This window comes from Pseudomonadota bacterium (assembly GCA_039196715.1).
Taxonomy (GTDB): domain Bacteria; phylum Pseudomonadota; class Gammaproteobacteria; order CALCKW01; family CALCKW01; genus CALCKW01.
In genome coordinates this window covers 1-12,784 of the sequence record JBCCUP010000102.1, presented here as the reverse complement: position 1 = coordinate 12,784, position 12,784 = coordinate 1, and the positions used below count along the sequence as shown (strand labels likewise).

Here is a 12,784-nt window from a genome sequence, read left to right as displayed (position 1 = left end):
CAGGCCGGCTACACCGAACCGCACCTCTGGACCGGCGTCGGGCGCGCGCGCTCGGGCTGCGGCGCAGCCCTGGTTGGCTCCGCCGATCAGATTCTCGAGAAACTGGCGCGCTACCGCAGCATGGGCATGCGCGCTTTCATCCTCTCGGGCTACCCGCACCTCGAGGAAGCCGACTACGTCGGCAAGCTCGTGATGCCGGAACTCGAAACCTGTTCACTCCCCGCGGTGTATGGGCGCGTGCCGAGCAGCACCCCCGCCACCCCGCTCGGTATCGGAGAACGCCGCTGATGCAACGGTGCACTATGTCACCCTCCCTCGACTTCAGCCGCCTTGTCTACGGGCTCTGGCGACTCGGCGACGACGCCGACACCTCAACCGCCCACGTGACCGCCAAGATCGAGGCCTGCCTCGAACAGGGCATCACGACGATGGACCAGGCGGACATCTACGGTGACTACCACTGCGAGGCGCTGTTCGGGGCGGCCTTGAAGGCGTCGCCGTCGTTGCGTGATCAGATCGAGATCGTGACCAAGTGCGACATCGTCGCACCGATCGGGCGCTACAAGGATACCCGGGTGAAGTACTACGACACCCGCGCGCAGCACATCCAGGCTTCAGTCGAGCATTCGCTCGTGGCGATGCACACCGACCGGATCGACCTGCTGCTTCTGCACCGGCCCGACCCCCTGATGGACCCGCACGAGACCGGACCCGCACTCGATGCACTGGTGGCCAGCGGCAAGGTTCGCCACGTCGGTGTCTCGAATTTCCGGCCCTGGGATTGGCAATTGCTCCAATCCGCAATGCGCACCCCGCTGGTGACCAACCAGATCGAACTGTCGCTCGCTGCACACGCGGGTTTCACCAACGGCGACGTGGCCTTTCACCAGCAACACGGGCACACGATGATGGCGTGGTCACCGCTGGGCGGCGGCGCACTCATGCAGGCCGAGCACCCGGCGAACACGTGTCTCACCCGCGTGGCACGCGACCACGGTGTGGACGAGGCCGCTGTCGCCACGGCGTGGCTGTTGGCCCACCCGGCCGGGATCGTGCCGGTGCTCGGCACAAACAACCTGGAACGGATCAAAACACTGAACCAGGCCCTGCAGGTCGAGCTCGACCGTGTGACCTGGTTTGAACTCTACACGGCCGCCCTGGGCCACGAGGTAGCATAGTGTCAAACGCAGAGCCCATCATGCCCAACACCCGAGACCTGCGAAGCGCCTTTTCCCGGTTCGCTACGGGCGTCACGCTGGTCACGGCGAGCAGCCCGACCGGCCCCATCGGTATCACCGTCAACAGCTTTGCCTCGGTGTCACTGGAGCCTGCCCTGGTGTCGTTCAGCCTCGCCAACGACGGTGGGCGCACGGCGTCGTTTCTCTCGGCGGCGCACTATGCGATCCACGTACTGGACGCAGCGCAGCTCGACACCTGCCGCGCTTTCGTGTCATCGATCGACGCCTTCTCGACCTGCGAGAGCACGCCGAACGTACACGGCGTGCCGGTGTTGCACGATGCGCTCGCAACCTTCGAGTGCAAGCGCCACGCAACCTACCCTGGCGGCGATCACACCATCGTGCTGGCCGAAATCGAACGCTACCGTTGGCGCGACGGTGACGCCCTTGGCTTCTTCGGCGGGCAGCTGACGGCCTTCCAGTCGGCGGGCGCACGGTGATCGACCGGGTGCTGCGGCCACTGGCCGCGATCAACGACGCCCTGTTGGCCATCGGGCGCGCACTCGGGGCCATTGCCGTTGCCTTGATGGTGGTCGCGATCCTGGTGCAGGTGGTGTTTCGCTACGGCTTCAACAACGCGCTGCCCTGGCCGGACGAGGCGGCCCGCTTCTGCATGCTCTGGATGACAGGCTTGATGGCGCCCACCGCCTTGCGCAGCGGTGGTTTCGTTGCCATCGATACGATTCAGTCTTTTCTGCCCGCTCTGTTCGGGCGCGCGCTGACGATCGTCATGCTGGCGCTGTCCTTCAGCGTGATTCTCATGGCATTGCAGATCGGCTGGAACGAGGTGACCGGCTTTGGCGGTCTGTTCAAGACGGCCTCGTTGTACCTGCCAACCTCGATCACCTTCGACAGCTGGTACCGCCTGCCGCGGTCCACCATGATGGCATCCCTGGTGGTCGGCTTCTTTCTCATGGCGCTGGTCAACCTCGAGCTGATCCTGCGGGCCCTGACGGGCCGTGAGCCGCACATCGACGACACCGAATTTGCCGGGGGGGCCGAGTGATGCTGATCTGGTTCCTGCCCGTCTTCCTCGTTTTCCTGCTGCTGGGACTCCCGGTCTTCTTCGGCCTGATCGCCGCGCCAGGCCTGTTGTTGTTGCTCGAAGGCCAGACCCGCGACTTCACCCTGCTCTACCGCAATGTCTACAACGGCATGGACAGCTTCCCGCTGATGGCCATCCCGTTCTTCATGCTCGCCGGTGAACTCATGAACCGCGGTGGCATCACCATCCGGCTGGTCGAGTTTTCCCAGGCGCTGATGGGCCACTTGCGCGGCGGGCTGGCACACGTGAACGTGCTGTCCTCCATGCTGTTTGCCGGCCTCTCGGGCAGTGCGGTTGCCGACACCTCGGCGCTCGGCTCGATGCTCATCCCGGCAATGGAGAAGCAGGGTTACACGCGAAAATTCGCTGCCGCGATCACGGCGGCGAGTTCGGTGATCGGTCCGATCATTCCGCCGTCGGGCATCATGATCATCTACGCCTACGTCATGGGCGAGAGCGTTGCAGCCCTCTTTCTGGCCGGCATCGTGCCGGGCCTGCTGGTCGGTGTCGGCCTGATGCTCATGGTCAGCTACCAGGCAGACCGCTACGACTTTCCGGTGGCGACGCGGCGCCACACCTGGCGCGAGCGCGGTCAGGCGAGTCTGAAGGCGTTTTTCCCGCTGATGACACCCGTGATCATCATCGGTGGCATCCTGGGCGGCGTGTTCACGCCGACCGAGGCGGCCGCCGTGGCGGTGGCGTGGGCGCTGCTTGTCGGGCTCTTCGTGATGCGCTCAATGACCTTCGCCGACCTGCCGCAAGTGTTCACCCGCGCGGGCATCACCTCGGCGGTCGTGTTGCTGCTGGTGGGTGCGGCCATGGCCTTCAAGACCGTCGTGAGCCTGAGCCACGCGCCCGAGATCCTCGCCGACTTCATCCTCGGGCTGACGGAAAACCCGCTGCTGCTGCTGCTGTTGATCAACTTGCTGCTGTTCGTCGTCGGCATGTTTCTCGACGCCGGCCCCGCAATCATCATCCTCGGTCCGATCCTCGGCCCGGTGTTCGTCGACCTCGGCGTCCACCCGGTGCACTTCGCGATCATCATGAGCGTGAACCTGACCGTCGGCCTCGCCACACCGCCCATGGGGTTGGTGCTGTTTGTTGCCTCGAGTGTGTCGAAGGAACGCGTGGAAACCATCGCGCGGGCCATTCTGCCGTTCCTCGCCGTGGAGATCCTCGTGATCTTCCTGATCACCTACATACCGGCCTTGTCATTGGCAATACCGCGCTGGACCGGCTTTGTCGAATGATGTGGGGCCGCGATCAGGCAAAACAGCCGCGCAGCGTGCGCTCAGCGAAAGGGGTACATCCAGGTCTTGTAGTCCGCGACCAGTTCCAGCGCCTCGTCTCGCTGCTCGCGCGTGAGTTTGGGTGCCAGCGATTCGAGCGACAGCACGGCATCCGGGTCGCCGCCAATGGCGCTCAGGGTGTACCAGAGGTAGGCCCTGACGAGGTCGGGCGCCGGCATGCCACGGCCGACTTCGTAGTACCAGCCCACGCCGGACTGGGCGCCCGCGTGCCCTTTCATCGCACTGCGCAGGTACCACTCGAACGCCCGCCGGTCGTCGCGTTCGACACCCAGGCCCATCGCGTAGAGGATGCCAATCAACTCTTCGGCGTCGGCGTTGCCCGAATTGGCAGCCGGCCGCAACGCCGTCCGCGCCTCGACAAAGCGGTTCGCTTCCATCAGGTCGCGGGCAATTTCAATGTCGGCCCACACGGTCGATGTCGACAACAACGCCGCGAACGCCCAGCTGTGTTTCATGCCCTGTTGTTCCTCGTGTTCAGCGCCTCGGTGCAGGCGACGACGCTGCCGCCGGCCCCAACGCCAGCCGATTTTCACGCAACCGACCCGGCCGATGTCGAGGTGGGGCAGCTGTTGTTCTTCGACCGCATCCTATCGGGCAATCGAAACATAAGTTGTGCGACCTGTCACCACCCCGGGCTGAACACCAGCGACGGTTTGTCGCTCGGCATCGGCGAGGGCGGTATGGGCCTTGGCCCGGCACGCACACCGGGCAGCGGCGCAGACCGGATCAAGAAGCGCGTGCCACGCAATTCGCAAGCCCTGTTCAACCTCGGTGCTCGCGAGTTGCACACGATGTTCCACGACGGGCGTCTCTCGGAAAGTGACCTCTACGGCAACGGCTTCAACAGCCCGGCCGAGGAGTGGTTGCCCGGCGGCCTCGACAACCTGCTCGCCGCGCAGGCCCTGTTCCCACTGGTCGCGCAGTTCGAAATGGCGGGCAATCTGAAAGAGAACGAAGTCATCGGCGCGGTGCACGACCGCATTGATGCGGCCTGGCCGATCATCGCTGCGCGTGTCGCCGCGATCCCGGCCTATGCCGAGCACTTCATCGAGCACAAGGCCCACATCTCTACGCCCGGCGACATCACAATCGTCGACATCGCCAACGCACTGAGTGCCTTCATTAACGCCACCTGGCAGCGCATCGACACGCCCTTCGACCGCCACCTGCGCGGTGACAGCGACGCGATGAGCCCGGTGCAACTGCGCGGCATGTCGCTGTTCTACGGCAAAGCCAACTGCGCCAGTTGCCACAGCGGCATGTGGCTCAGTGACCAGGAGTTTCATGCACTCGGCCTGCCCGCGTTCGGTCCGGGTCGGACGCGGCGCTTCAACCTGCTCGCGCGCGACCTCGGCCGACTGGCTGAGACCGACGACATCGAAGACGCCTACGCCTTTCGCACGCCGATGTTGCGCAATGTCGCGCTGACCGCGCCATACGGCCACAACGGCGCCTGGCCCACGCTCGACGGCATCATCCGACAGCACCTGGATCCCGCTGGCATGCGGGCCAAATGGACGCGCGACGACGCCAACCTCATCGACGTACCGTGGCTCGCGCCAGTCGATTTCATTATCCAGTCGGATCGGATTGAGATGGCACGCCAGGCAGCGGCCGTGCCCGCGCCAGGGCCCGCGCTCACCGACGACGAGATCGCGTCGCTTGTGGCGTTCATGCACGCCCTGACGGACGACCAAAAAGACCCTGATGCCATTGTGCCGGATGCGGTACCCTCCGGGTTACCCGTGGACCGTATGCAACAGAACCTGACACGGCTGACACTGCCGTGATCGGGTCGCAGCAGGTAGATCACGTTCGCGATGCAGCCTCGGCTGCTGGCAAACCCATGGCTCCCGTCACGGGAACCACACACCTTCACACACCACACGAGGAGGACACCCTATGATGAAGGGTTCACTGAAGACCTTGGCACTCGCGGCCGCGGTCGCGTTGGGCGCAACCGCTGCACAGGCGGCCGACATCACCTTGCGCGCCACCGCAAACTCGAACGAGAACGACGAAGACTACGACGGCCTCGTCGTGTTCAAGAACTACGTCGAAGCGGCGTCCAACGGCGCGATCGAAGTCGAGTTGTTCATCGGCACGCAACTGTGCAGCAACGGCACCGAGTGCCTTCAGGGCATCGCCGACGGCACCATCGACGTGGTCATTCAGACGTCCGGTGGCACCTCGGGCCTGTTCCCGTTCGTCCAGGTACTCGACCTGCCCTACCTGATGGCCGATGACCGCGTCGCGGAGTCTGCGCTCGCCAACGGTTCCGAATTCGTCCAGACCATGCAGAAGATGGTCATGGACGGCTCAGGCGGTGCCATTCGACTGATGACCATCGGCAACACCGGCGGGTGGCGCAACTTTGCCAACACCAAGCGCCGCGTGCAGAACCCGTCGGACATGGACGGTCTGAAGATCCGCACCGTGGTTGCTGACCTGCCCCAGGTGCTGGTTAAGGCGCTCGGCGCAAGCCCGACACCGATCCCCTGGCCCGAGCTGTTCACCAGCTTTCAGACCGGTGTTGTCGAGGGCTCCAAGAACGGCATTACGGACATCATGAACATGAAGTTCCCGGACGCAGGCTTGCAGTACGTGACGCTGGACGGCCACGCGTACATGGGCGCGCTCTGGTTCATGAACAACGAGCGTTTCAGCGGTATGTCCGATGACCTGAAGCAGGTCGTGGTCGACGGTTTCTACCAGCTTCAGCAGGCGACCTTCGCCTCACCGAAGCGCAAGTCGATCCAGGCGTACAGCGACTTCGTCGCCGGTGGCGGTGACCTCTACGTGCCCACACCAGCCGAAAAAGCCGCCTTCAAGGAAGCCGCTGCACCGGTCTACGAGTGGTTCAAGCAGAACGTCGACGGTGGTGAGGCCGCGTTCGACGCGCTGGTGTCCTCGGTGGCGGCCGCAGAGGACTCACTGAGCGCCGTTCGCGCAGCGGACATGCAGTAACAGTCCGTGCCGCCACTCGGGCGGCACGCGCTCTCCCGCCACTCAGGCGGGAGGGCTTCCAAAGAAGCGGACCGGGTCCTGCCAGCCGCTGCCGAAATTGGCGAGGTCGGGGAAGATGTCCTGCAGGTCGGACTCCGACAAGCCAAGCCACCCCCCGAGCGACGCCCCCATCTGGTTGACCGACAACCGCGGTATCACCCGCCCCTTGTCGTCTGCGTCGTCGTCCGCGCCGGTCACGAAGCTCGGCAAACTGCCATAAAGCCTGCCGCCGTCCACGGCGCCGCCCATGACAAGGTAGTGGCCGCCCCACCCGTGGTCGCTGCCGTCACCGTTGACCGAAAGCGTGCGGCCGAAGTCCGAGGCCGTGAAGGTGGTGACCGAATCGCTCAGGCCGAGGGCATCCACGGTGTTCTGAAAATCGGCCAGTGACGTGTCGAGCTCACGCAGCAAGCTGTCCAGGCGCACCCCCTGGTTGTCGTGGGTGTCCCAGCCCCCGAGGCCGACGAAAAAGATCTGCCGGTTCATGCCGAGCGCCTGACGGCTTTGCATGAGTCGGGCGACCATGCGCAGCTGCTTGCCGAGCCGGCTGCTGCTGTCATACGGTGTGGTGATCTCAGTCGCCCCGTCGAGCGCTGCAATCAACTGGTCGGCGCTGTTGATACTGCGCAAGGCGTCCTGCGCGACCTGTTGCTCGATGATGTGCGAATACGGCAAGGACAGAATCTGCGACAGGGCGTTTGCCCGCGCCTCCTGGCTCGCACTCTGGCGGTTCATGAAGGCGATCTGTTCAAGACCGTTGATGCGGTTGACGCTCAGCGGCGTTGTCGAACTGCCCGGCAACCAGTGGTTGCTGCCGAACAACGAGAAGGTCGGCGGCAGCGTCGCCGCGCCGTTGGCCTCCTGGAGCAGATCCGCCATGCGCCCACCCCACCCGCTGTTGACCAGCGAGCTCGGCAAACTGCTCAGGCCCTTCTGCCACTGCTCCTGCTGGTGGTTGTGGGCAAAGAGGTCGGCGGGGATCGCAGTTTCGATGTCGGTATAAGCACTCTTGTTGATCACCGGCTCGATCAGGTTACCCACGTTGCTGACCACAGCCAGTTGCCCGGCGTCGAACAGCGCCTTGGTGCGCGGCATGAATTGGTTGAAGCCGAAGCCGACATCGGTTGTCGGCAACAACAGTGAGCCCTCGGCGACACTCAGCGAGCCGCGGCTCGCGAGGTACTGCTGAAATAGGGCGTCGTCGGTCGGCACGAACATGTTGAACGAGTCGCTGCCGCCGTAGAGGAACACGCAGACCAGCGCTTTGTAGTCGCTCAAACCGACGTAGTCGCCTGTCGCGGCCAAGGCATTGCCGATCAAGCCGAGTTTGCCGTTGACCGCTCCCAGACCGGAGCCCGCCACACTGGCGGCCGCCATCGTCTTGAGGAACCGACGTCGGTTGAGCAAGGCACGGCTCGCTGCCGCCCGCGAATGTCGTTTGAACATCATTTTTGTACCAGGTAGTCCGGCGAGGCCACGATCAACGCGATGGCGTCCTGCACGCGTTCGACCAGCCCGTCCTCGTCGTCCTCAAGCGTGTTGAGATGGTCGAGCAAGATGGTCTCCAACGCATCCGACATGGCACCGCTGAGCAGCAACAAATTCAAGTGGCCCAGCAGCGCATGCGGGTCGCTGGCGAGTGCGATTTCCCGGCTGTAATCGAGGTAGGCCGGGTTGCGCTCCGACGGCGAGCTGTTCTGCAGGTAGTGGCGGTAGATCTGACGGTTCACCCGGCTGGCAGACTTCAAGATGTTGCTGTCGGTGAAGATCTGCATTTCCGGCACGACCAGCCAGTTGTCCTGCGCCGGGCCCTGCGGGCTGTAGCTCGGGCTGAAGAAATTGAACACGGACGGCGATTTGAGCGGTGCCTGACCGGTTTCGCTGTCCATGTCCTGCAGCGTCGGGCTGTAGGTCTCGTACTCACCGTTCTCGCTCCAGTTGCCGGGCGACACGGAGAACGCACGCCAGAGATGTGAGAACCGCAACACCGGCTCGCGCATCTTGCCGAAGTTCGCGACGCCCCCGACGGTGCGCGCTTCGGTGTCCATCAGGATTGCCTTGACCGTCGCCCCGAGGTCACCGCGCACGCCGAAGCCGTTGTCGTTGAACACCGTCGCGACGCGTGCCACGTACTGCGGTGTCGGGTTGCTGGTCACCAGTTGTTTGATCAAGTGCGAGGCAACGAAGGGCCCGACGTTCGCGTGCGCGAAGATGTTGTCGAGTGCGGCTTCGAGGTCGACCCGCGCCGTCTGGCCTTCTGGCAGCACTGTGCCATTGAGCAACGTCTTGGCCCCGGTGTCGTGGTGGTCCTCGAAGGGCTCCATCGGGTTCCGCATGTCTTGATTGGTGAACAGCGGTCGGTTCCAATCGCCCGCGTTGGCGAAGTTCCAACCGGTGAACACCCGGGCAAACGCCTCGATCTGCTCCTGGGTATAGGTCTTACCGACCGCACGCGTGCCGTCGAGGTTCAGGTTGTACAAACCGATCGAGAAGAGCTGCAGCACTTCACGGGCAAAATTCTCGTCGGCCCGCGTGTTGCTCTCGGGGCGGCCCTTGTCGTTCTGCAGCATGCTCAGATAGACACCCATGATTGGGCTAAGCGTGATCTGCTCGAGCAACTCGCGGTAGCTGCCAAAGGCCTCGTTGCGCAAGATGTCGTAGTAGTTGGTCACGCCGTGCTGGGTGTTCGACAAGGTGTACCCGGTGTCGGAAATGACGAGCAACTGGCTGAGCGCGAAGGCCACGCGCTGGCGGAGCTGGTCCTCACCGTCGACCGCGTCTAGCCAGAACTTCTCGTGCCGCGCACTGCGGTTGCTGCCGTTGGAATGCTGCAGGACATAGTCGAGGTGCGGTGGACCCTTGAGCAGAAGCTGGTTGTCGATCCAACCCTCGACGCCCAGCCGACGGACCGCGTCGATGTCCTCAAGTGTCGGCCCAAAACTCGCCTGGGCGAGCAACCGCGCCGCCTCTTCGGCCGTCGCGAGCGAAGCGTGGGCCGTCACGGTGATCGACGCCTGGTCGCTGCGACCCTCGCCATCGGTGACCGTCAGAACCACCTCGTGGGTGCCGGGTGTCTCAAAGGTGTGCACTGCGGTAAGCGCCGTGTCGCCCTCGACCAACTGCTCGTCCGCAAAAGCCCAGCGGTACTGGACGATGCCGATATCGTCACTGGACCCACTGGCGTCAACGTTGAGCGTGAACGGCACGAAACCACTCCCGGCTGAGGCCGTGAACGCGGCGACCGGATCGGGCGGCAGGTCGACAACGGTCGCAAAGGCGCGTTCCGTCCACGCCGACGCACCGGTCACGTTCACCGCGCGCACCCGCCAGAGGTGACCGGACCCTGCGCCATCGGGCGTAGTGACCATCGCCTCGCAGCGTTCGACGGTGCAGACATCAGCAGCCAACATGCCGTCGACCACCGGCTGTGCACCGAGCGCGGCGTCGACGATTTGGAGGTCGTACGACTCCGCATTGGCCGCTGGCGCCCAGGCAAAGGTGGTCAAGGTTGCAGCGGGCAATTCGGCATCCACGGCCGGCGACACGGCACCGGGCGCGTCGGGCGACGGCACGGGTGGCACCACCACGCGGAACGCGCGTTCGCTCGACGGTGAGGTGCCACTCGCGTTGCTGGCCGTCACAGACCAGCCGTAGTCGTCATTGGCCGCCACGTCGAGCGTCACAGGGTATGAACACGTGCCGCCAACACAGGCGTTTGCCGCGGTCAGATTCACAACGCCGCCGATCGGCATGCTCGAGGCATCCATCAACTGGAAGGCATAGGTCGCCGCATCGGCGTCTGCCTGCCAAGTAAAATCCACGGTGGTGTTTTCGTTCAGCTCCGCACCGTCGGCAGGCGACTGCAGGATAGGGGTGCCCGGTGCCGGACCGGACACACTCAACGCGTGCGTTGCCCAATCTGACTCACCGAGGCGGTTTCGAGCCCGAACACGCCAGCTGTGCCCCGCCCCCACCGGCAAGTCGACGGTTTGGGTGTAGCGGCAGAGTGCGTCATCGCAGTACAAGCGGTAACGTAGGTTATTCGAAGTGTCGCTGCTGCTGTCGGAACCGTCGATGATCTCGAGGTCGTAGTACGTGACTTGGCTGTCGGACTGCCAGGTGAATTCCACCTCGGCACCACTGGCTACGGCCCCGCCATCGGCTGGCGATTGCAAGGTGGGCGTGACTGGTGCGGCCGTGCGCTCCGGGATCACATGGAATGTAAAGTCTGACCACGCGCTGCTGCCCGCCGCGTTGTTCGCGCGAACGCCCCAGCTGTGGCCCATACCCACAGGCGTCTCGGTGGTGAAGTACTGATCGCAGCTGAAGGAGCCATCGCACACGTCCGACGCATCGAGCCCTTCGTAGAGCCGCTCGTCGCCCGTCGCGCCATCGACAAATCGCACGTCGTATGATGTCGCGAGGGCCGAACCCTGCCAAAAGAAGGTCTGGAATCTGCCAAACTCGAGTTGCGCATCATCAGCAGGGGACAATAGCTCCGGAGGCATGGGCGCCGGAAAAGACTGCGACAAATATACGTCATCAATTTCTACATCGCCTCTAACAACTATCGCCTCAACAGCTTCAACCGTATTGCCGGGCTGTATTGTCTCGAGATCAGCCTGCAAATCTCGCGAGAATTGCCGCCAAGTGCCATCTGATATAAAAGACCCTAGCCCGTAGTGCAAATATCTTCCAGCACTGTCTGAGAAAGTGCTCTCGTCACGATTATCATAATAAAGAAAACGCCAACCTTCTGGGGTCGTTATACGGAAATAAACACGGAAATCGCCATCAGCCTTTACACTCCAATTTGCAATACGCTGGTGCCTATTATTCCAGCCCTTACCTGGATTTGTATTTCCTAATGTATATGCGTTTAGCAGACCCGAACCCGAAAGCGATACCGCATGGCCACCACTTGAGTCCTCCACTCGCGCTACTGACGCGCCCGATGGATTATTATCCGAAACACGCCAACCATTAACCGTCCCATCTTCCGCGTCACTGTATATAGTTGGCAACGAAGCATCAATCGGCTCAATTGTCACTGATTCTAATGCGCTCAAACCACCATCATCGACCACTTCCAAAAGAAAACGATGCCGGCCTGGCACATTTAAAATTCGATCTATGAAAGTCCAATCTCCTAACAGTTCACCTACCTCGTTGCGCCAATAGGCACGCTCAACAGCACCATCGGGATCAAAGCTAGCCGAGCTATCGAGGCGCATAGGCGCACCTATAGTTGGGCTCCCGTTAAGCACACTAATGATGGCGTGTGGGGCGCGATTTCTCTCACTTAAAACCAAATTTCCAAGCAACAAATTACCGCGAACCAATACCCCATGCACTGCCAGTAAAGCATTATCAGGCTCCGCAACCAACAAATCAGTACTTAAATCACGCGACCAACTATGCCACTCACCATCACGGCTCGCCTCTCCCAAGCCATAATGCACTACCATACCCTCGCTATTTAGCAAATAATTACCAGCAGAGTAATTATATCGCAGGAAGCGGAATCCCTTTATCGTCTCGATTCGAACATAAATTTCATACAGCTCCTTGGTCTGCATAGACCAACTTAGGAAAAAATCACTTCGATTATCCCATCCAGAGGCGGCATTGAGACCACCAACCATAAACGCATTCTTCAAACCATCACCGGTGATGGCAACAACCGAACCACCTGTGAAATTATCTTCAAAAACTACTAAATCAGCACCCTCTGGATTCGAGTCTGATATATTCCAATCGGAATATTCCGTACCATAACTTGACACACTAGCCAGGTCTTCTGACGCAACGTTGAGAGCCTTTTCCGACCAAGCACCACCGCCCGAAGCATTGTGCGCCCTAACGCCCCAACGATAGATTCCTTCAGGCAATGTGACCGCCACTACGTATTTACATTCCTGAAAATCATCACAAACATCCGAAGCAATCAAACCCTCATATAAGACTTCATGACCCGTGGAAATATTAAAAATGCGTAAATCGTAGAAAGTAGCAATAGGCAGCCCACGCCACAAAAAAGTCCGACTATCTCCAGACTCAATTTCCGCATCATCAGCAGGGGACAATAGCTCCGGAGGCATGGGCGCCGGAAAAGACTGCGACAAATATACGTCATCAATTTCTACATCGCCTCTAACAACTATCGCCTCAACAGCTTCAACCGT

Annotated in this window: 10 protein-coding genes; 7 read left to right on the top strand and 3 right to left on the bottom strand. The window is 61.9% G+C overall.

The features are described from left to right. The 5 genes from AAGA11_21035 to AAGA11_21015 form a co-directional block, all read left to right on the top strand. Window positions 1-288, top strand: a 288-nt coding sequence (locus tag AAGA11_21035) for an alkanesulfonate monooxygenase (GenBank protein ID MEM9605360.1), incomplete at its 5' end; no start/stop codon positions are given. Further along, window positions 288-1,178: an aldo/keto reductase gene (locus tag AAGA11_21030; GenBank protein ID MEM9605359.1), complete on the top strand. Its 891-nt coding sequence runs from the start codon at window positions 288-290 to the stop codon at window positions 1,176-1,178. The genes AAGA11_21035 and AAGA11_21030, both read left to right, overlap by 1 nt. A gap of 20 nt (window positions 1,179-1,198) precedes the next feature. Continuing rightward, entirely contained in the window at window positions 1,199-1,678 is a 480-nt protein-coding gene (locus tag AAGA11_21025) for a flavin reductase family protein (GenBank protein MEM9605358.1), read from the top strand. Next, entirely contained in the window at window positions 1,675-2,244 is a 570-nt protein-coding gene (locus AAGA11_21020; GenBank protein MEM9605357.1) for a TRAP transporter small permease subunit, read from the top strand. Before AAGA11_21025 ends, AAGA11_21020 begins: the two co-directional genes overlap by 4 nt. Beyond that, entirely contained in the window at window positions 2,244-3,533 is a 1,290-nt protein-coding gene (locus AAGA11_21015) for a TRAP transporter large permease (GenBank protein MEM9605356.1), read from the top strand. Before AAGA11_21020 ends, AAGA11_21015 begins: the two co-directional genes overlap by 1 nt. A 41-nt stretch (window positions 3,534-3,574) precedes the next feature. On the opposite strand, the gene AAGA11_21010 is transcribed toward AAGA11_21015, so the two are convergent. Continuing rightward, the gene (locus AAGA11_21010) at window positions 3,575-4,048 is read right to left on the bottom strand and encodes a tetratricopeptide repeat protein (protein ID MEM9605355.1); all 474 of its coding nucleotides are present in this window, start codon (window positions 4,046-4,048) and stop codon (window positions 3,575-3,577) included. Between AAGA11_21010 and AAGA11_21005 the strand changes: the two genes are divergently transcribed. Beyond that, entirely contained in the window at window positions 4,040-5,383 is a 1,344-nt protein-coding gene (locus AAGA11_21005) for a cytochrome c peroxidase (GenBank protein ID MEM9605354.1), read from the top strand. The genes AAGA11_21010 and AAGA11_21005 overlap by 9 nt on opposite strands. A gap of 112 nt (window positions 5,384-5,495) precedes the next feature. Next, a complete protein-coding gene (gene dctP / locus AAGA11_21000; protein MEM9605353.1) occupies window positions 5,496-6,560 on the top strand; it encodes a TRAP transporter substrate-binding protein DctP in 1,065 nt (354 codons plus the stop codon). Window positions 6,561-6,602: 42 nt separating this feature from the next. Here dctP and AAGA11_20995 read toward each other — a convergent pair whose 3' ends face one another. Next, window positions 6,603-8,045, bottom strand: coding sequence for a DUF1501 domain-containing protein (locus AAGA11_20995; GenBank protein ID MEM9605352.1), 1,443 nt, complete (start codon window positions 8,043-8,045; stop codon window positions 6,603-6,605). Further along, the gene (locus AAGA11_20990) at window positions 8,045-11,005 is read right to left on the bottom strand and encodes a DUF1800 family protein (protein MEM9605351.1); all 2,961 of its coding nucleotides are present in this window, start codon (window positions 11,003-11,005) and stop codon (window positions 8,045-8,047) included. The genes AAGA11_20995 and AAGA11_20990 overlap by 1 nt, the downstream gene beginning before the upstream one ends. Between the last annotated feature and the right edge of the window lie 1,779 nt (window positions 11,006-12,784).